Here is a 20,227-nt window from a genome sequence, read left to right on the forward strand (position 1 = left end):
TAAGGAGGCCTTCACGGACAGCACCGTCCGAGTCGTTCACGTCATGGGGTTCCGCCCAGCGGGGCCGGGCCCTGCTCGACGATCCGCCCGCCGCGCAGCACCACGGTCCGGTGGCAGACGAAGCGGACGACGTCGATGTCGTGGGAGATGAACAGGTAGCTCAGGCCGAGCTGCTGCTGCAGGTCCAGCAGCAGGTTGAGGATCTGGGCCTGCACGGACAGGTCCAGCGCGCTGGTCGGCTCGTCGCAGACGACCAGCTCCGGCTCGAGCACCAGCGCGCGGGCGATGGCGATCCGCTGGAGCTGGCCGCCGGAGAACGCGCCGGGGTACCGGCTCGCCGCCGCGCGGGGCATCCCGACCCGGGCCAGGACCTCGGCGACCCGGGCCTCGGCCGCGCGGCGCGGCAGCTTGCGGACGGCTCGCAGCGGCTCCGCCAGCGTGCTGCCGATCGTGCGGGACGGGTTCAGCGAGCCGTGCGGGTCCTGGAACACGATCTGCACGTGCCGGCCCAGCTCGCGCCGCCGCCGGGCGGGTGCGTGCGTGATGTCCTCGCCGCGGAACAGGACCTGGCCCGCCGACGGCCGGACCAGGCCGACGACGGCGTGCCCGATCGTCGACTTGCCGGAGCCGGACTCGCCGAGCAGTCCGAGGGTTTCCCCTTGCCGGACCACGAAGTTCACCCCGTCCACGACCGGGTGGTGCGGGCGGTAGGCGACGCGGAGGTCGCGGACTTCAAGCAGAGGCACGTTCTCCTCCGGGGGACAGCTGCGCGTGGTGCAGGCACCGGGTGCGGTGCCCGGTTTCGGGTTCGGACACGGGGACGGGCCCGGTGGTGCAGCCGGCCGTCGCCAGGCGGCACCGCGGGGCGAAGTGGCAGCCCCGCGGCCAGTGCGCGGGTTCCGGGACCGACCCGGGGATGGCCGCCAGCCGCGAGCCCGGCTCGGCGCGCCGGGGCATCGCGCCGAGCAGCGCCTCGGTGTAGGGGTGGCGCGGCCGGGTCAGGAGGTCACCGACCGCGCCGGACTCGACGATGTGTCCCGCGTACATGACGTACGCGCGCCGGCAGAACGAAGAAACCACCGACCAGTCGTGGGTGATGAGCAGGATCGCCATGCCGCGTTCGTCCTGCAGCCGCCGGAGGAGCCCGAGCACCTCGGCCTGCACCGTGACGTCCAGGGCCGTGGTCGGCTCGTCGGCGATCAGCAGGCTCGGCTCCCCGGCCAGCGCCATGGCGATCGCGACGCGCTGGGCCATGCCGCCGGACAGTTCGTGCGGGTACCGGCGGGCCACCTGCCCGGGCTCGGGCAGGTTGACGTCGCGCAGCAGGGCGAGCGTCCGCTCCCGCACCGAAGCCCGCGATCCGCCGTGCCGCAGCCGGACCAGCTCGCCCACCTGGTGCCCCACGGTGAACACCGGGTCCAGCGCGCCCACCGGGTCCTGCGAGATCAGGGCGATCCGCGAGCCGCGCAGCCCGCGGATCGCCCGCGGCCCGGCGAGGGCGAGGTCCGTGCCGTCGAACACGAGGCTCCCGGCGGTGACCGCGCCGCCCGCCGGGAGCAGGTCGAGCACCGCGCGGCCGGTGATCGTCTTGCCGCAGCCGGATTCGCCGACCAGCGCGACCGTCTCGCCGCGGCCGACGTCCAGGTCGAGGTCCTCCACCACGACCTGCCCCTCGGGGAGAGTCACTTCCATGCCCCGCAGCGAAAGCAGCGCCGTCGAGGGCTCCTCCCGCGGTGTCAGCACCGGTGCCGGCGCGCGGTGCGCCCGGTGCAGGCGGTTCGACGGCGGCGCCGCGTGCCCGGCGGTCGCGTCCCGGACGACGTCGCCGAGCAGGCCGAAGGCCAGGATCGCCAGGCCCAGCACGACACCCGGGGGCACCAGCAGCCACGGCTGGCGGTCGATCACCGACGCCGCCTGCGCGATCATGTCGCCCCACGTGGGGTTCGGCGGCTGCGCGCCGAACCCCAGGTAGCTCAGCCCGGCGTCGATGAGCAGCGCCCCGCCGGCCAGCAGCGAGACCTGGACGATGATCGGCCCGGCGATCCGCGGCAGGACGTGGGCCACCACGATCCGGCGGTGCGGCAGCCCGCAAACGCGCGCCGCGGAGACGTAGAGCTCCTTGCGCACGGCCAAAGTCGCGCCCCGGACCACCCGGGCCAGGCCGGGGGAGACGAGGATGCCGAGCGCGACCATCACGACGGTCTGGTGCTCGCCCACGACGGCCAGCACCACCAGCAGGGTCATCAGGACCGGGATCGCGAGCAGCACGTCGACCACCCAGGTGAAGGCCCGGTCGAACCACCCGTCGGCGTACCCCGCGACGATCCCGCTGGTGACGCCGGCGCCGATCACCGTGACGACGACGATCCCGGCGTGCAGCAGGCTGACCTGACCGCCGTACATGAGCCGCGTCAGGACGTCGCGGCCGAGCGCGTCGGTGCCGAGCCAGTGCGCGGGGCCGGGCCCGGCCAGCACGTGCTCCAGGTCGGTCGCCACCGGGCTGTAGGGCGCCAGGACGGGCGCCAGCACCGAACCCGCGACGAGCAGGGTGAGATACCCCAGCGGCACCCACGCGAGCGGGCGCCGGAGCGCGGCCCGCCACCGCCCGCCGGGCCGCACGCCCCGGGCGACGAACTCCTCGACCCCCGCGGTCACCGGACCCGGGCCTTCGGGTTGAGCCGGCCGTAGGCCAGGTCGACGATCAGGTTCACCGCGACGACGATGACCGTGAACACCACCACCACCCCCTGGATCATCCGGATGTCGTGCTGCGAGGTGGCTTGGACCGCCAAGCCGCCGAGTCCCGGCATGGCGAAGACCGACTCGACGAACACCGTCCCGCTCAGCAGCCCGATGAACGTCAGCCCCACCAGGGTCGCCACCGGGATGGCCGCGTTGCGCAGCGCGTGCCGCAGGACCACCGACGTTTCGGGGACACCGTTGGCCCGCAACGCGGTCACGTAGTCGCGGGAGAGCGCTTCCAGCATGGCGTCGCGGGTCTGCTTGGCGAACACGGCGATGCCGGGCAGCGCGAGGGTCGCCACCGGCAGGATCAGGCTGCGGGCCCACCCGGCGGGCGAAGCCCCGAGCGGGACGTAGCCGGTGGCCGGCAGCAGCTGGATCGTGACCGCGAAGAGCGTCACCATCGTCAGCGCGAACCAGAAGCTGGGCAGCGCGTAGCCGACCAGCGAAAGCACGTCGACGACGCGGCCGATCCGGCCACCGTGGACGGCGCTGACGACCCCCAGCGCGACCCCGACGAAGGCCGTCACCGCCGTGGCGCAGCCGATCAGGGACAACGTGACGGGCAGCCGGTGGCCGATCTCCTCCGCCACCGAGAGCCCGCTGATCGGGGACGAGCCGAGGTCGCCGTGGAGCGCGTCCTCGAGCCAGTGCCAGTACTGCGTCAGCACGGGCTGGTCCAGGCCGAGCTGGTGGCGCAGCTGTTCGTAGGCGGGGACGCTGAAGTTCTGGCCCAGGATGGCGCGTGCCAGGTCACCCGGCGCGGCGGACTGCAGGAGGAAGGCCACGAGGGAGACGATGAAGACGAGCACCACCGACACGAGCAGCCGGTGCGTGATCAGGCGGAGCATCCCGGCACCTCCGTCCCGCCGCGCCGCTGGGCGGCGAGGAACCGCCGGTACCATCGGTAGGACTCCTTGGGGGTGCGGGCGAGCGTCGCGAAGTCGACGTGCACCAGCCCGAACCGCGGCCGGTAGCCGTGGTCCCATTCGAGGTTGTCCAGCAGGGACCAGACGTGGTACCCGCGGATGTCCGAACCGGCCTCGATGGCGGCGTGGACCTGGCGCAGGCAGCTTCGCAGGTACTCGATGCGCCGCGGGTCCCGGACCGAGCCGGTGGCGTCGGGCTCGTCGGCGTCGGGGAAGCCGTTTTCCGTGATCTGGATCGGCGGCGCGTCCGGGTAGTTCGCGCGCAGCCAGGACAGCAGCGCGCCGAAGTGCTCGGGTGCCACCGGCCAGCCGAGCAGGTTGGTGCCCGCGCCGGGGACCGGAACCCGCGTGTACCGGAAGGCGCCCGAGGCCGACGCGACGACCCGGGCCGGGGCGTACCAGTTCACGCCGAGGAAGTCCAGCGGAGCGGCGATGACCGCGTGGTCCCCGTCGCCGGCTTCGACGACCGGCCGGCCGTCCAGTTCGGGGTAAGCCCCGCGCAGCAAGGGATCCAGGAACAGCCGGTCTTCGTACACCTCGGCGCGGGCGGCCGCGGCGACGTCCCGCGGCTCGTTCCCGGCCGGGGAGAACCCGGCGAGGTTGAGGCAGATCCCGATCTCGCCGCCGCGGGTGTGGGCCCGCAGGCGCGGCACGGCCAGGCCGTGACCCAACATGAGGTGGTGGGCCATCCGCAGCCCGTGGCGGCGCGCGGACTCCGGCGGCAGCCCGGACATTCCGTCGTGCATCACCGAAAGCGGTTCGTTGATCGTGATCCAGCGCTTGACGCGGTCGCCGAACCGGACCACGAGTCCTTCGGCGTAGTCGGCGAACCGGGCCGGGGTGTCCCGGCCGGCCCAGCCGCCGGCGTCCTCGATCGGCTGCGGGTGGTCCCAGTGGTACACCGTGAGCATCGGCTCGATGCCCCGCGCCAGCAGCCCGTCGACCAGCCGGTCGTAGAAGGCCAGCCCGCGGCCGTTCCAGTGGCCGCTGCCGGCGGGCTGGACCCGCGGCCACGACACGGAGAACCGGTAGCTGCCGACGCCGAGGCCGGCCAGCAGGTCGAGGTCCTCGGCCAGCCGGTGGTAGTGGTCGCAGGCGACGTCGCCGGTGGCGCCGCCGGCCAGGCCGCCCGGCCGGTGCGCGCGAGTGTCCCAGTTGGACGGTCCCTTGCCGTCGGCGTCCCACGCGCCCTCGATCTGGTAGGCCGCGGTGGCCACGCCCCACCGGAACGCCGGCGGGAAGGTCGGTTCCTGGTCGCTCATGTCAGCCCACCGGGTGCCAGGCGGTGACGCTGGGGAACGGCTTGCCGGGTACCGGGTCGACGCCGACGGTGTCGCGGTAGAACAGCATGCCCGGGCTCAGGCACACCGGCAGGAACCAGCCGAGCTCCACCACGCGCCGGATGATCTGCTTGTCGAGGGCGGGCCGGGCGTGCTCGTCGGCGGCCGCCGCCTGCCGGTCCAGGCTCTCCAGCTGCGGATCGCTGCTGTGGAAGGGGTTCATCCCGATCGCGTCCCGCAGCCAGAGCCCGCGGCCCATGAAGTACGCCGGCAGCACGCCCCAGCCCATGCTGGAGGCCGGGAACTGCGTCAGCGCGGTGTTGGCGGACGCGGGCTCCTTGGCCGTGATCCGCAGCGTGACGCCGACCTGCTGCAGGTCGGCCGCGACGGCCTGGGCCAGGTCGCCCGGGAAGGCGGGGGTGGAGGGGATGACGACGGGCAGCGTGAAGCCGGCGCCCAGCCCGGCTTCGGCCAGCAGCTGCCGGGCCTTCACGGGGTCGTGGGTGTAGAAGGGCTGTTCGTTGTAGCCGGCTTCCCCGGGCGCCGACGGCTGGTCCACGGGGATGCCGTACTCGCCGAGCAGCGCCGACGTGATCTTCACGCGGTCGACGGCGTAGTTGAGCGCCTGCCGCACCCGCACGTCGGCCAGTGGCGGGCTCAATGTCCCGGCGCGGTCGTTGAGCTGCAGGCCCATCACGATGGCCGGGCTCGACGCGACCTTGAACCCGGCGGCCTTGGCGCCGTCGGCGATGGCGTAGCTGCCCGCGACGACGTCGACCTGGGCGGTCTTGAGCGCGGCGAGCGCGGTGTTCTCGTTGGGCAGGACCTTGACGGTGATCCGGTCGTAGAACCGGCCCGCCGAGTTCCAGTACTTCGGGTCGGGGCCGTAGGTGTAGTGGTCGCCGGCGACGGTCTCGCCGGCGAGCAGGACGTACGGCCCGGCGCCGAAGGTCCGGGTCGCCAGCTCCGCGGGCGCGGCGACCCCGGCCGGGCTTATCACGTAGCCGGCGAGGTAGTCCTGCGTGAACAGCGACGGCAGCAGGGGGTGCGGCTGGTTCAGCGTCAGCCGCAGGACGAGCCGTCCCTGCGGGGTCATCGTGGCGATCGGGGCGAGGAAGGCCGCCGCCTGCCCCTGGGACCGGCGGAAGTGCTCGATGCTCGCCTTGAGGGCGTCCGCGGTCAGCGGGCTGCCGTCGACGAAGGTGACGCCGTCTCTCAGGGTGATCTCGAACGCGGTGTTGCCGGTGCCGAGGTAGCGCCAGGCCGTCGCCAGCCGTGGCTGGTAGCTGCCGTCGGCGGCCCGGTAGATCAGCGGATCGTAGGCGGGCTGCAGGAACAGCTGGGACTCACCGCCGGCCTTCGCGGGGTCGAGGCTGGTGGGCGGCCAGTACTGGCCGATGCGCAGCGTGCGGTCCGTGGGCGAGCCGGCCGGCCCGCCGCACGCGCCGGCGGCGAGCCCGGCGGCGAGCAGGAGGCCGGCGCGGCCGAAGCCGCGGCGGGAGAGGACGGCGGGCGAGGACATGGTGCACCTTTCGCTGGGGGACGCGGTCAGCCGCGCCAGTGCCGGTCGAGCAGGGAAACGCCGTCCTGGACGACCTTCCCGGTGGCGTCGAGCGCCGTCGCGGTGGCCGTCACGGCGACTTCGACGGTGACCTGGGCACCGGTCGCGGTGACGACGGTCCCCGTGATCTGCCCGGTCACGGTGGACTCGCCGGGCTCGAGCCGGTTCGCGGTGGCGACGAGCTCCTGGTCGACGCTCATCGTGTGCCGCCCGCCGGGGACGTCCTCCGGGCGGATCCGGTTGGACGCGGTCAGGCGCAGGGAAACGGTGTCGTGCAACAGGTCTTCGGTGATCTCCCAGGAGGCCGCCTGTTCCGGGGGCTCGCCGTCGAGCCGGTCCTCGAGGTCCGCGAGCGGCGGCTCGGCCGGCTCCGGCATCGGGACTTCGCGCGCGCTCGCGGGGTCGGCGATCGGCAGCAGCAGGGTCCGGGCCACCGGCCACCCGCCGGGCGGTTCCTGCGGCCAGACGCGCGGGAAGTCGCCGGGGGCGATGACGACGCGGAGCCGGTGCCCGGCGGCGACTTCGTAGGTGGTCGGGGTCAGCGCCACGGTCGCTTGGCCGTCGCCGGGGGACTCGAGGCCCGCGCAGATCAGCACGGAACGTCCCGCGGGATCGACGTCGGTGAGCTTCACCGACACCCGTGGCCACACCGCGGCGAGCTCGACGACCGGGCGGCCGCTGATCAGCCGCGGCCGGGGCAACGGCGGTGACGTGTAGGTGAGGCTGCGGCTGTCGTCGCCGTGCTGGTCCAGCGGCAGCCCGAACTGCCCGCTGGGCGTGGCCCACAGCCCGGACTGCAGACCGGTGGCCGGGTCGGGGACTCCCGGTGCGGACCGCTGCCAGCCGGACAGGTCCTCGGCGCGGACGGTCCCCTCCGGCGGCCAGGACCGGAAGCCGAGCCACCGCGGCCGGTGGCCCTGGACGTACACGCGGACGTCGGGGGTGTCGTCACGGCTCTCGACGCCCAGCAGCCAGCGGTCCCACCACGCCCGGGCGATCTCCAGGAAGTCGATCGGGGTGACCGGGCACTCCTGCGGCATGACGTGCATCCACGGCCCGGCGATCAGGGCCTTCGTCCCGCGCAGTTCTTCGTACGCGCGGATCGCCCCGTCCACGAACAGGTCCCGCCAGCCGGCGACGCAGAGGGCGGGCACCTCCACGGCCCCGACGTCGATCCGCCGCCGCATCCAGACCGGGGCCCCGGGGCCGTTGCGGAACATGTCCAGCACGTAGGGGGCGAACGTCAGCCGGCGGCGCCAGCGAGCCTGCTCGTCCGGGTCGGCGAAGTCGTCCACCGGGGGCAGCAGCTGGTTGAACAGCGTGCTCACCGCCCACGACGCCAGCGGCGAGAACGCGCCCCGTGAACCGCCGGGGTGGACGAAGTCGCGGCCGGGGTCGGTCGGTCCTTCGAGCGCGATGACGGCTTTGAGCGCTTCGGGGCGCCGGGCGGCGGCGCGCAACGTCGTGATGGCGCCGTAGGAACCGCCCCACATGCCGACCGCGCCGGTGCACCAGGACTGGGCGGCGCCCCAGCGGATGGCGTCGAGCGCGTCGTCGGCGTCCCCGGGGTCGAACGGCGGCCGCTGGACGCCGTCGGAGGAGCCGGTGCCGAGCAGGTCGACGAGCAGGGAGGCGTAACCGCGCTCGGCGAACCACCGTTCGGTGGGCGAGCCGGTCAGTGCCGAGACGTCCCGCCGGTAGGGCAGGAGGGTCACCAGGAGCGGGAACGGCCCGGACCCCGCGGGCAGGAAGAGGTTCGCGGAAAGGGTGACGCCCGGGTCGGGGGTGGGGATCCGGACGTCGCGCCGGAGCACGACTTCACTGCGCTGGTCGGTGTCCGTGCGTGCAGGCATCATCGCCTCCGCTTCGCCCACACGGAAACCGGGTGGGTACGAGATCGAATACTTTAGTACCGCATTTCGTACGTTAGCCGGACGTGCGGGCGCGATGCAAGCCCGGCGGCCGGTCCGTGCTCCCGGTGCCGCCGGATTTTCGTTGTGTCACAAGCGATCGTGCGCGGTCGTACCCACGGAATCGGCACCACGAGCCGCGTGGAAAGGGGTTATCCGGCGTCCGGATTGGTCAGCGCCGCGAGCACGAGCGCCCCGAGTTCGGTGTAGGCGTCGGCCATGGAGAGTCCCGAGCGGTCGAGCAGCTCGCCGTGCTGGATGCCGTCGATGAGCAGGCTGACCGCGGCGCCGACGAAGTCCGCGTTGACCGCCCGGAACGCGCCGGAGGCCACGCCGTCCTGGATGGACTCGCGCACGCGGTGCGCCGCGGCGAGGGAATGGCGGGCGTACAGCTCCGCGGTCGCCTCGAACGTGAGCAGGTCCGCGTAGCACTCCGGCGACATGCGCCGCAGCTCGGCGCCCAGGCCGGCGAGGTATTCGGCGATGCGCTGCGACGGGTCGGTGATCGGCCCGACCTTCTCTTCGACGCGGGCCGCCGCGCCGGTGAAGAAGTGTCGGACGGCGACCACGACCAGCTGCTCCTTGCTGCCGGCCACCGCGTACAGCGTCGACTTGGAACACTGGAGCCGGCCGGCCAGGTCGTCCACGGTCAGCCGGGCGAAGCCCTCGTCGAGGAAAAGCCTTTCCAGGCGGAGGATCAGTTCCTCGCGCTTGGCGTCGGACATGCGCCGGCTTCGTGCCGTGCGCGCTCCCGGTGGCGTCATCCAAGGTGGCTTCGCGGTCATGGTTCGGTAGCCTCGCACACCTCCAGGTCGAGGACGCGCGCGATACTATCGTACCCTATTCAGTACCCTCACGGGAGAAGACCGAACCGCCGGGCGGTGACGACGGCTTCCATCCGGGTGCGGGCCACGAGCTTTCGCATGGCGCTGCGCAGATAGCTCTTCACCGTTTCCGACGTGATCCCGAGATCTTCCGCGATCTGGTTGTTCGTCCAGCCGAGCGCGACGCAGGCGAGGACGTCCAGCTCCCGGGCCGAAAGCGTGGGCACGTTCTCCCGCCGGGCCGGCCGCCCGGCGACGGCGGACAGCGTCTCGCACACCGCCCGGACCCGGCCGCGCAGCACCGGGTCGTCCACGGAGTCGGTGAGGATGCGGAGCTCGGCGTAGGCCTCGCGCACCAGCTCCCAGTGCGGCCGGTTGCAGTCGGTCGCGTCGTACCGGTCCAGCCACGCGAGCCGCCGGGTCACCTCGTCCCGCACGGCCAGGCTCTGCTCCAGTTCGCGCGCCGACTCCACGACGGTGTGGACCACGCGGTCGCCGAGCGGCATCGAACTGCGCAGCGCGCCGTAGAGCACCCCGCGCACGGTGCGCGTCACCACGACCGGGACGGCCACCATCGCCCGCAGGCCCTCCGCCTGGATGATGTGGTCGTAGTGGTGGCTGATGCCGGGGGAGCGCACGTAGTCGTCGACGACGACCGGCCGCCGCTGCGCCACCGCCTTCCCGCCCAGCCCGCGCCCGTACTCGAGGCTGACACCCCGGAGCGCGCCCGTGTTCGGGCCCGCGATCTGGCTGAGCTTCACCTGCCGCCCGGCGCCGACCTCACCGCCGAAGGTGATCGGCAGCCCGGTGGCGTCCCGCATCCGGGCCAGCGCGCGGTAGATCTCCGGTCGGTCGTCGGCCGCGGGGTTCGTCGTCACACCCGCCTCCTCGCCAAAGTCACGAACGGGTCCCGCTCCCCTCACCCGGGGGTGGCTGGGACCGCTTCACGATGGGACATTCGTTCCACGATACGGCATCGCGGCGGTATCGCGAAGATCCGGGAGGTCCCCATGACGAGTACCGACCGCCGGGTCGAGGATCTGGTCTCGCTCTTCGACCGTCCGCAGGCGTGTGCCGCGGAACTGCTGTGCGACCGGCACCCGGGCGACGCCGTCGCGTTCACCGTGGTGGAACCGGACCTTTCCCGCCGTGACTGGACTTTCGGCGAACTGCGGACGCGGTCCGCGTGCCTGGCGACGGCGCTGGGCGAGCTCGGCGCCCGTCCCGGCGACCGCGTGGCGACGTTGCTGGGCAAGTCGGCGGACCTGGTCGTGACGGTGCTCGCGATCTGGCGCATCGGCGCGGTCCACGTGCCGCTGTTCACCGCGCTGGCCCCGCCGGCCATCGCGACCCGGCTCGGCGGCAGCGGGGCGCGGATCGTGGTCACCGAGCCCTCGCAACGGGAAAAGCTCCGGCCGGGCGACGACATCCCGGCGGCGTGGCGGCTGACCGTGATCACCACCGGTGCCGCGGCGGACGGCGACCACCGGTTCGCCGACCTGCTGGAAGCACCGCCGCAGCCGGTTCCCGTCGCCGCGGGCGGCGACGCGACCATCGTCGAGCTCTTCACGTCGGGGACGACCGGAGCGGCGAAAGGCGTTCCCGTGCCGCTGTGGGCGGTGTCGTCGATGCTCGCGTACCAGGAGTTCGGGCTGGACCACCAGGAATCCGACGTGTTCTGGAACGCGGCCGACCCCGGCTGGGCCTACGGCCTGTACCACGCGATCATCGGCCCGCTCGGGCTCGGCAGGCGCAGCCTGCTGGTCCACAGTGGATTCTCGGTGGGGCTCACCTGGGCGGTGCTGGAGACCTTCGGCGTCACCAACTTCACCGCGGGCCCGACGGTGTACCGCGCGCTGCGCGCCGCGGACGACCAAGCCCCGCCGGAGCTCGCGCTCCGGCACTGTTCGTCCGCGGGCGAGCCCCTGCCCGCCGACGTCAGCGACTGGGCGGAACGCGTGCTCGGGGTCCCCATCCTCGACCACTACGGGCAGACGGAACTGGGCATGGCGCTCGCCGACGCCTGGCACCCGGACCTGCGGATGCCGCGGCGTCCCGGCTCGATGGGCCGCGCGCTGCCGGGCTGGCGGCTCGAGGTGCTCAAGCCCGATTCGGCCGAGCCCGCGGCGGCCGGGGACCGCGGCCGGCTCGCCGTCGACCTCACCGCCAGCCCCCTGATGTGGTTCACCGGCTACCGCGCCGCACCGGGGCGTACCGCCGAACGGTTCACCCCGGATCGGCGGTGGTACCTCACCGGCGACACGGTCGTGAAGGACGCCGACGGCACGTTCCACTTCACCGCCCGGGACGACGACATCATCCTGATGGCGGGCTACCGCATCGGACCGTCCGAAGTGGAGTCGGTGCTGCACACCCATCCCGCCGTCTCGGAGGCGGCGGTCGTCGCGGTCCCGGACGAGCTGCGGGGCGAGGTGGTCGCGGCCCACGTCGTCGTCCGCCCCGGGTGCGCCGCCGGTCCGGAGCTCGCCGAAGAGCTGCAGAGACTGGTCAAGACCCGCTTCGCCGCGCACGCCTACCCGCGGATCGTCCACTTCGTCCGTGAGCTGCCGAAGACACCCAGCGGCAAGCTCCAGCGGTCGGCGGTGCGGTACGCCGAGCGGCGTTCCTGAGCGACGCCGGTCCCGCCGAGCCCGGGTGACCCCCGGGCGGCTTCCCCTGCCCGCGCCCGGTTTCCGGCGCGCCGGCCGATCCCGGCTGCCCGGCCGGGGATCCCGACTCCCGCGCCGGTCCTCGCCGGCGTGGGCGGGAGAGCGGTCCGCTCTCCCCACCGCCTGGCGCCCCCGGGCCGGTCGCACCGACGCGACCGGGGTCCCCTCGGGGGCGCCAGGCTCCGTCCCTCACCCCCTGGAGGCAACGATGCCCAGGCCCGTCGAAGACCGGCAGATCCAGCCCCGCGCGGCAGCACTCGAGCGGGGACCCGCGTCCACGCGCGTGTCCCGGCGGAACTTCGTCCTCGGCGCGGCCGCGGGGTTGTCCGCGCTCGCCGTCGCGACCCCGTGGCCGGCGCGCGCCGCCGGTGCGGCACGAGCGGTGGCCGACAGTGGCGCCCGGGTGATCGCGGAAACCCGGCTCACCCCGACCATGCTCGACCTGACCGTCGATTCGCCCGCGCTGGCGGCCACGGCGATGGTGCGGCTGCTGCACCCCGCCGACTGGACACCCGGTTCGGCGCGCACCTGGCCGGTCCTCTACCTGCTCCACGGCGCGGGCGACGACTACACGTCGTGGACGCGCTCGACCGACGTCGCCACCTTCACCCGCGGCGCCGAGATGCTGGTGGTGATGCCCTCGGGCGGCCGGGACGGGTTCTACTCGGACTGGTTCAACCGCGGCGCCGGCGGGCCGCCGGCCTGGGAGACCTTCCACCTGACCGAGCTGCGCCAGATCCTCGAGCGCGGCTACGGCGCCGGAACCGTCCGCTCGATCGCCGGCCTGTCGATGGGCGGGCTGGGCGCGATGTCCTACGCCGGACGGCATCCGGGGATGTTCGCCGCCGCCGCTGCCTACAGCGGCGTCGTGCACACGACGTACCAGGCCGCTCGCGGAACGAGCCTCATCCAGGGCGTGCTCGTCAAGGACGGCTACGACCCCACGGCCCTGTGGGGCGACCCGAACCTGAACGCGAACGTGTGGGCCGCGCACAACCCCTACGACCTCGCGCCGAACCTGACCGGCATCCCGCTGTACCTGGCGTGCGGGAACGGAACCCCCGGCGTCCTGGACCCGCCGGGCACGCCACCGGACCTGTTCATCGAGCCGCTGTGCGCGGAGATGAACACGGCGTTCGCCCGGCGCCTGCGCGAGGTCGGCGCCACCGTCACGGCCGACTTCTACGGGCCGGGAACGCACAACTGGCCGTGGTGGCAGCGTTCCCTGCACCAGTCGCTCCCCCTGCTCACCCGGCCGCTGCGGCTGGGCGGGTGAACCACCGGCCGGCGGTCGCGCGTGGCCACCCCCGGGTGAGGGGGTGGTCATGCGGATTTCGCGTCTCCGTGGCGGCGAAATCGGTTTCCCGAAAGGCGCAGATGCATTTCCCCGACGTTTTACGAACGTCGACATTGGATGTTCCTCATCCCGGCTTTGCTTGACAGCAAAGGAGTTCGTTCCCGCAGACGGGGGTACCCGGTCGCGAAATGCCGCACTACTTTCGGTGCGGCGACGCCGGATTGGCGTCGCGAACGGGGAGGAAAGACGAGTGGGAAAATCATGCGAAATGACCGAACTCGGCATTTCGGACACCAAGCGGAGGGCCGCGGTCGAGGGGATCGTGGTCCGCAAGTACGGCGGGTCGTCGCTGGCCACGCCGGAGCTCGTGCGCGGCGTGGCCGCGCGGATCGCCGAGCTCGCCGCCGCGGGACGGTCGGTCGTCGTGGTCGTTTCGGCGATGGGCGACGCCACCGACCGGCTGGTCGCACTGGCGGGGCAGTTCGCCGACCGGCCGGACCCGCGTGAGCTCGACCAGCTGCTGGCGACCGGCGAACAGGTTTCCGCCGCGGTGCTGGCGCTGGCCCTGACCCGCCGCGGCGTCGACGCCGTTTCCCTCACGGGCGACCAGGCGGGCATCGAGGTGACCGGCGAAGCGGGCGCGGGGACGATCGCGGCGATCGATCCGGAGCGGATCCTCGACGGGCTGCGCGCCGGCCGCGTCGTCGTGGTCGCCGGGTTCCAGGGCCGTGACGCCGACGGCGAACTGCGCACGCTGGGGCGTGGCGGCTCCGACACGACGGCCGTCGCCCTGGCGGCCGCGCTCGGGGCGGCCGAATGCGAGATCTGCACCGACGTCCCGGGCGTGCGCACGGCCGATCCGCGCATCGTGCCGGACACGCGGCCGGTGCCGTCGGTCTCCTACGAGGCCATGGCGGAGTTCGCCCGGGGCGGGGCCCGCGTCCTGCACCCGAGATCGGTCGAGCTGGCCGGGCGGCACGGGGTGACGGTGCGGGTGCGGCACTCCTCGCGGACCGGGCCGAGCACCCGCGTGCACGCCGCGGAGCCGGCGCTGGAGCGCGGCGCCGAGGTCATCGGCATCGCGCACGACCGCGACGTGCGGCTGCTGCGGATCGGGGCGTCCCGGCTGTCCCCGGACCGCGGGGCGCGGCTGCTGGCCGGGCTGGCCGGGCACGGGCTGCACCCGGACACGCTGAGCTGGCCGGGCGACGGCGAACTGCGGTTCACCCTCCGGGGCACCGCGCCCTTCGCCGGACCCGCCCGCGAGCTGGTCGACGAGCTCGGTGCGCCGTGGACGGTGGACGACGACCTGGGCGCGTTGTCCGTGATCGGCACCGGCCTGCTCGGCCGGCCCGACATGCCCGCCGAAGTCCTGCGCACGGCCGGCGAACTCGGCGCCACGGTGCCGGCGATGGCGGTCTCCGCGGGCCGGCTCACCGCGGTGCTGCCGCTGGACCGGCTCGACGTCGCCGTCCGCGCGCTGCACCGGTCGTTCCACCTCGACCTGCCGCCGGAGGCGAGGCCGTGAGCCCGCGCGAAACGCCCGCGGGCGTGCTGACGGCCGACGGCCGGGTCCTCACCGGCGAGGGGGCCGGCCACCGGAGCCGGGACGGCGACCGGCTCGACCGCCTCTTCGAGCAGCTCTGCGACCGGCTGGCGGCGGACGGGCAGTCCCACCGGCTCGCCGTCGACGCGGACGGGCTCCGCCTGACGTTCGGTGAGCTGGATGCCCGGGCCGACCGCCTCGCCCGGCACCTGCGGGCGCGGGGCACGCGACCCGGCGACCGGATCGGGCTGCTGCTCGCCGAACCGGCCGACAGCTACGTCGCGATGCTCGCCGTGCTCAAGGCCGAAGCGGCGTACGTGCCCCTCGACGCCGCGTTCCCCGATGACCGGCTGAGCTTCATCCTGCGGGACGCCGGGGTGCGGCTCGTGCTGACGGCGTCGCCGCTGCGCGATCGCTTCGCGGAAGGCACCGAACTGCTCTGCCTCGACGAGGAGGCGGACCGGATCGCCGCCCGCCCCGGCGGGCGGCTCACCCCGGCCGAACGCGGCGACCCGGCCGGCGATCTCTGTTACGTCGTCTACACCTCCGGCTCGACCGGGCAGCCGAAGGGCGTGCCGATCCACCACGCCGCCCTCGCCAACTTCGTCCGCGTCGCGGCGGGGAGCTACGGCATCGAACCCGGCGACCGGATGTACCAGGGCATGACGATCGCCTTCGACTTCTCGGTGGAGGAGATCTGGGTGCCGCTGCTGTCCGGGGCGACGCTGGTGCCGCGGCCCGGCGGCGCCGCACTGGCCGGCGCGGAGCTGCGGGACTTCCTGCGCGACAACGGGATCACGGCGTTGTGCTGCGTGCCGACGCTGCTGGCCACCCTCGACGACGACCTGCCGGACCTGCGGTTCCTGCTGGTCTCCGGCGAAGCCTGCCCGGAGGACCTGGTCGCCCGGTGGCACCGGCCCGGCCGCCGCTTCCTCAACGTCTACGGCCCGACCGAAACGACGGTCACGGCGACGTGGTCGGTGCTGCACCCGGACCGGCCGGTCACCATCGGGGTGCCGCTTCCGAGCTACTCCGTGGTCATCCTCGATCCCGCGGAGCCGCGCGCGCTGCCGGCCGGCGCCCTCGGGGAGATCGGGATCGCCGGGATCGGCCTCGCGGCCGGCTACCTGAACCGGCCCGAGCTGACCGAGCGCGCGTTCGTCCCGGACTTCCTCGGCATCGCGGACAACCCGTCCGGGCGGATCTACCGCACCGGCGACCTCGGCCGGATCACCGCGGACGGCGAGATCGAGTACCACGGCCGCACGGACACGCAGGTCAAGGTCCGCGGCTACCGCGTCGAGCTCACCGAGATCGAGTCGGCGCTGCTGCGGGCGCCGGGCGTGGCGCAGGCGGTCGTCGGCACGTACTCGCCGGAGCCCGGCACCACCGAGCTGGTGGCCTACTACAGCCTGCGCCGCGACACCGCGGCCGTCGACGTCGAAGACCTGCGACGCCTGCTGCGCGAGCGGCTCCCCGGTTACATGGTGCCGGTCTACTTCGAACAGCTCGACCGCATCCCGATGACCCCGAGCCACAAGGCCGACCGCGCGCACCTGCCGGCCCCGAGCGGGCCGCGGGCCGTCTCCGGCGAAGCCGCGTACGTGGCTCCGGAAACCCGGGCCGAACGGATCCTGGCCGAGGCGCTCGCCGAGGTCTTCCGGCTCGGCCGCGTCTCGGTCACCGCACACTTCTTCGACGACCTCGCGGCCGATTCGCTGCTGCTGGCCAAGTTCTGCTCCCGGGTACGCGAGTCCGGCGAGCTGCCCCCGCTGCCGGTCAAGCAGCTGTACCTGCACCCGACGGTCCGGGAGCTGGCCCGGTCGGTGTTCGAGGCGGGGCCACGGCGGCTCGTGCCGGCGACCCCACCCCGGACTCCGCACCGGGCCGGCAATCTCGCCTACGCGCTGTGCGGGGCCTACCAGCTGCTGGTGTTCCTGGCGTACGTCGCCGCGTCGGCGTCGCTGCTGGACACGGTTTACGCCTGGGTTTCCGGGGCGGCGGGGCTGCTCGACGGCTATCTGCGTGCCGTCGCCGCCGGCGGAGCCGGGTTCGCCGCGCTCTGCGTGGCGCCGATCGCGGTCAAGTGGCTGCTGGCGGGCCGGTGGAAACCCGGCGAAATCCCGCTGTGGAGCCCGGCTTACCTGCGCTTCTGGACGGTCAAGACCGTGCTCCGGTTCTGTCCCCTGTCGTTGTTCACCGGTTCCCCGCTGTACTCGCTCTACCTCCGGTTGCTGGGAGCGAAGATCGGCGCGGGAGCGGTCATCCTGTCGCGGACGGTTCCGGTGTGCACCGACCTGCTGACCGTCGGCGCCGGCGCGGTCGTCCGGAAGGACTCTTACCTGACCGGCTACCGGGCCGAGGCGGGCCGCATCCGGACCGGGCGGGTCACGGTGGGGTGCCACGCGTTCGTCGGCGAAACCGCCGTGCTCGACATCGACACGGCGATCGGCGACGGCGCCCAGCTCGGCCACGCGTCCTCGCTCGCCGCCGGGCAGGCCGTGCCGGCCGGGGAGAGCTGGCACGGCTCGCCCGCCCGGCCGGCCACAGTGGACTACCGGACACTGCCGCCCGGGCTGGCCGGGCGGGCGCGCCGCATCCTGTTCGCGGTGGCCCAGCTGGCCACCTTCCTGCTGGTGACCACGCCCGCGACGATCGGCGTCGCGAGCGCCGTGATCCGGTTCGTCCAGCCGGGCGGGGCGGACGCCGGCAGCTGGGCGTTCTACCGGGACGAGCTGGCCGGGTCGACCGTGCTGTACTTCGGCACGCTGGCCGGCGGCCTCGCGCTGGTGCTCACCGCACCCCGGCTGCTCAGGCCGTTCCTCGCACCGGACCGGGTCTACCCGCTCTACGGCTTCCGGCACGCCGTCCAGCGGGCGATCGCGCGGCTGACCAACGTCCGCACGTTCACCTACCTGTTCGGCGACAGCAGTTACATCGTCCACTACCTGCGCGGGCTGGGGTACGACCTGTCGGCGGTCCGGCAGACCGGGTCCAACTTCGGCGTCGAAGTCAAGCACGAAACGCCGTTCCTGAACACGATCGGCACCGGAACCATGGTCTCGGACGGGCTTTCCCTGGTGAACGCGGACTACTCGGGTTCGTCGTTCCGCCTGCGCCGCACCGGCGTCCCGCCGGAAGCGTTCCTCGGCAACGACATCGCGTACCCGCCGGGAGCCCGCGTCGGCCGGAACTGCCTGCTGGCGACCAAGGTGCTGGTGCCCCTCGACGGCCCGGTCCGGGAGGACGTCGGCCTGCTCGGCTCGCCGGCGTTCGAAATCCCGCGCTCGGTCCGGCGGGACACCGACGTCGCCCGGCCGCGGACCGGCACCGAGCTGCGCCGGGCGCTCGCGGCCAAGCTGCGGCACAACACGCTCACCATGGGCTGGTACGTCGCCGTGCAGTGGCTCGATCTGACCGCGGTCATCGGCATCGGCGTCGTGGCGGGCGCGCTGCACCCGCGGTTCGGCGTGTTCGCCACGGCCGCGGGAATCGTGGCCGCGATGCTGTTCTCCGTCCTGTTCCTCGTGCTGGCCGAACACGCGGCGCAGGGCTTCCGGCGGCTGCGGCCGCGGTTCTGCTCGATCTACGACCCGGTCTTCTGGCGGCACGAACGGTTCTGGAAGCTGAGCCCGGGTCGCTATCTCGCCTTCTTCAACGGCACGCCGTTCAAGGGGTTGCTGTGGCGCCTGCTGGGCGTGCGGACCGGCCGGCGCGTCTTCGACGACGGCTGTGCGATGCCGGAGAAGTCGCTCGTGACCCTGGGCGACGACTGCACGCTCAACGCGGGCAGCGTGATCCAGTGCCACTCGCTCGAGGACGGCACGTTCAAGTCGGGCTGCACCGAGGTCGGAGCCGGGAGCACGATCGGCGTCGGTGCGTTCGTCCACTATGGAGTGACGATGGGAGAGGCGACGGTCGTCGAGGCCGACGCGTTCCTGATGAAGGGCTCGGTGACGCCGCCGCGGTCGCGCTGGCGGGGCAACCCGGCCATGGAAGGCGCCGGCGAAGCGGTCGTCGCGGGGAGGCTGTCATGATCGAAACTCAAACTGTGGGCACGGTGCCCCACGTGGCCGGGGAGCTGCCCGGCCCGCGTTCGGCCGAGTACCTCGCGCACCAGGGGCGCTGGGAGTCCAACGCCCGGGTCTACCCGCGGAACCTGCCGATCGCGCTCGCCGGCGGAGCCGGCAGCCACGTGCGCGACCTCGACGGGAACGTGTTCATCGACTTCCTGTCCGGCGCCGGGGTGCTCGCGCTCGGGCACAACCACCCGGAGGTGGTGGCCGCGGCGACCGAACAGCTCCGGCGGCTCACCCACGGCCTCGACTTCCCGACCCCGGCGAAACGCGCGTTCGTCGACGCGCAGCTGTCGATGCTCCCGCCGGGGCTGCGCTCGCGGATGAAGATCCACTTCTGCGGGCCGGCCGGCGCGAACGCCGTGGACGCCGCGCTGAAGCTCTGCAAGACCGCGACCGGGCGCGGGGAAGTGGTGTCGTTCCAGGGCGGTTTCCACGGCGCCAACCATGCCGCGATGGCTGTCACCGGCCTGGTCGCGCAGAAGCAGCCGATCGCCCATGGTGTGCCGGGCGTGCACTTCTTCCCGTATTCGTCGTGTTCCCGGTGCCCGCTCGGGCTGACCGAGGACAGCTGCGAGACGAACTGCGCGGTATTGCTGGAACGCGCGTTGCGCGACCCGCTCGGCGGCATCCCGCGGCCCGCGGCGGTGGTGATGGAGCTGGTGCAGGGCGAAGGCGGGGTGGTCCCGGCCCGGCGGGAGTTCGTCCGGCGGGTCCGCGCGGTGACCCGAGAGCTCGACATCCCGCTCGTCGTCGACGAGGTCCAGACCGGGTGCGGACGCACCGGCACGTGGTTCGCGTTCGAGCAGTACGACATCGAGCCGGACGTCGTCGTCGCCTCGAAGGCGTTGAGCGGCCTGGGTTTGCCGGTGGCGGTCATCCTCTACGACCGCCGCCTCGACGTGTGGGCGCCCGGCGCGCACACGGGCACGTTCCGGGGCAACCAGGCCGCGTTCGCCGCCGGCGCGGAAACGGTCCGGATCATGCGACGCGACGACGTGCTCGGCAACGTCCGGCGGCGTGGCGAGCAGCTCGGCCGGCGGCTGGCGGTGCTGCGCGACCGGCCGTGGGTGCGCGAAGTCCGGGGGCTGGGCCTCATGTGGGGGATCGAGCTGGCCTCCCCGCACGACGGCCGCCCGGCGACCGAGTACGCCCGGGCGGTCCAGGCCCGGGCATTGCGCACGGGACTGATCCTCGAGCTCGGCGGCCGCGACAACGGCGTCGTGCGGCTCCTGCCCCCGCTGAACGTGACGGCCGAGGTGGTCGACGCGGCGTGCACCATCCTGCTCGACGCGCTCGAGCACTGCCGGCCCGGCTGAGTAGTCCCGACCGAGTAGTCCCGGCCGAGCGGATCGGACGGCGGGGTTCGGGCCGCGGATTGCCGTGGTGGCGC

General features: G+C 73.4%; 13 protein-coding genes. 5 read left to right on the top strand and 8 right to left on the bottom strand.

Annotation, left to right across the window (positions count from 1 at the left end; all coding sequences use genetic code 11):
* Positions 1–41: 41 nt before the first annotated feature.
* The 8 genes from AB0G28_RS11965 to AB0G28_RS12000 all read right to left on the bottom strand — a co-directional run bounded on the left by AB0G28_RS11965 (position 42) and on the right by AB0G28_RS12000 (position 10,124).
* On the bottom strand, positions 42–746 hold the full coding sequence (locus tag AB0G28_RS11965; RefSeq protein ID WP_361086730.1) for a dipeptide/oligopeptide/nickel ABC transporter ATP-binding protein: 705 nt from the start codon (positions 744–746) through the stop codon (positions 42–44).
* Positions 733–2,655 carry a dipeptide/oligopeptide/nickel ABC transporter permease/ATP-binding protein gene (locus tag AB0G28_RS11970; RefSeq protein WP_361086733.1) on the bottom strand — a complete coding sequence of 641 codons (1,923 nt, stop codon included), beginning with the start codon at positions 2,653–2,655 and terminating at the stop codon, positions 733–735. The genes AB0G28_RS11965 and AB0G28_RS11970 overlap by 14 nt, the downstream gene beginning before the upstream one ends.
* Complete coding sequence (locus AB0G28_RS11975; RefSeq protein WP_361086736.1) at positions 2,652–3,593, bottom strand: ABC transporter permease; 942 nt, start codon at positions 3,591–3,593, stop codon at positions 2,652–2,654. The genes AB0G28_RS11970 and AB0G28_RS11975 overlap by 4 nt, the downstream gene beginning before the upstream one ends.
* Positions 3,581–4,933 carry a GH1 family beta-glucosidase gene (locus tag AB0G28_RS11980; protein WP_361086739.1) on the bottom strand — a complete coding sequence of 451 codons (1,353 nt, stop codon included), beginning with the start codon at positions 4,931–4,933 and terminating at the stop codon, positions 3,581–3,583. The genes AB0G28_RS11975 and AB0G28_RS11980 overlap by 13 nt, the downstream gene beginning before the upstream one ends.
* Position 4,934: 1 nt before the next feature.
* Positions 4,935–6,473 carry an ABC transporter substrate-binding protein gene (locus AB0G28_RS11985; RefSeq protein WP_361086742.1) on the bottom strand — a complete coding sequence of 513 codons (1,539 nt, stop codon included), beginning with the start codon at positions 6,471–6,473 and terminating at the stop codon, positions 4,935–4,937.
* 26 nt (positions 6,474–6,499) lie between these two features.
* Positions 6,500–8,365, bottom strand: coding sequence for a CocE/NonD family hydrolase (locus tag AB0G28_RS11990; RefSeq protein ID WP_361086745.1), 1,866 nt, complete (start codon positions 8,363–8,365; stop codon positions 6,500–6,502).
* Positions 8,366–8,574: 209 nt separating this feature from the next.
* Entirely contained in the window at positions 8,575–9,147 is a 573-nt protein-coding gene (locus AB0G28_RS11995; protein WP_361086748.1) for a TetR/AcrR family transcriptional regulator, read from the bottom strand.
* 128 nt (positions 9,148–9,275) lie between these two features.
* Positions 9,276–10,124, bottom strand: coding sequence for a LuxR C-terminal-related transcriptional regulator (locus AB0G28_RS12000; protein ID WP_361086751.1), 849 nt, complete (start codon positions 10,122–10,124; stop codon positions 9,276–9,278).
* 132 nt (positions 10,125–10,256) lie between these two features.
* Here AB0G28_RS12000 and AB0G28_RS12005 point away from each other — a divergent pair, with 132 nt between their 5' ends.
* The 5 genes from AB0G28_RS12005 to AB0G28_RS12025 all read left to right on the top strand — a co-directional run bounded on the left by AB0G28_RS12005 (position 10,257) and on the right by AB0G28_RS12025 (position 20,153).
* Positions 10,257–11,876, top strand: a complete 1,620-nt coding sequence (locus AB0G28_RS12005) for an AMP-binding protein (protein ID WP_361086754.1) — start codon at positions 10,257–10,259, stop codon at positions 11,874–11,876.
* A 247-nt stretch (positions 11,877–12,123) separates the two neighbouring features.
* Positions 12,124–13,191, top strand: coding sequence for an alpha/beta hydrolase family protein (locus AB0G28_RS12010; RefSeq protein WP_361086757.1), 1,068 nt, complete (start codon positions 12,124–12,126; stop codon positions 13,189–13,191).
* Between the two features lie 289 nt (positions 13,192–13,480).
* Entirely contained in the window at positions 13,481–14,740 is a 1,260-nt protein-coding gene (locus AB0G28_RS12015) for an aspartate kinase (RefSeq protein WP_361086760.1), read from the top strand.
* Positions 14,737–18,795: a Pls/PosA family non-ribosomal peptide synthetase gene (locus tag AB0G28_RS12020; RefSeq protein ID WP_361086762.1), complete on the top strand. Its 4,059-nt coding sequence runs from the start codon at positions 14,737–14,739 to the stop codon at positions 18,793–18,795. Before AB0G28_RS12015 ends, AB0G28_RS12020 begins: the two co-directional genes overlap by 4 nt.
* Positions 18,792–20,153: a diaminobutyrate--2-oxoglutarate transaminase family protein gene (locus AB0G28_RS12025; protein WP_361086765.1), complete on the top strand. Its 1,362-nt coding sequence runs from the start codon at positions 18,792–18,794 to the stop codon at positions 20,151–20,153. Before AB0G28_RS12020 ends, AB0G28_RS12025 begins: the two co-directional genes overlap by 4 nt.
* Positions 20,154–20,227 lie beyond the last annotated feature (74 nt).

The sequence above is a fragment of the Amycolatopsis sp. NPDC021455 genome (genome assembly GCF_040640995.1).
In the GTDB taxonomy this organism is placed as follows: domain Bacteria; phylum Actinomycetota; class Actinomycetes; order Mycobacteriales; family Pseudonocardiaceae; genus Amycolatopsis.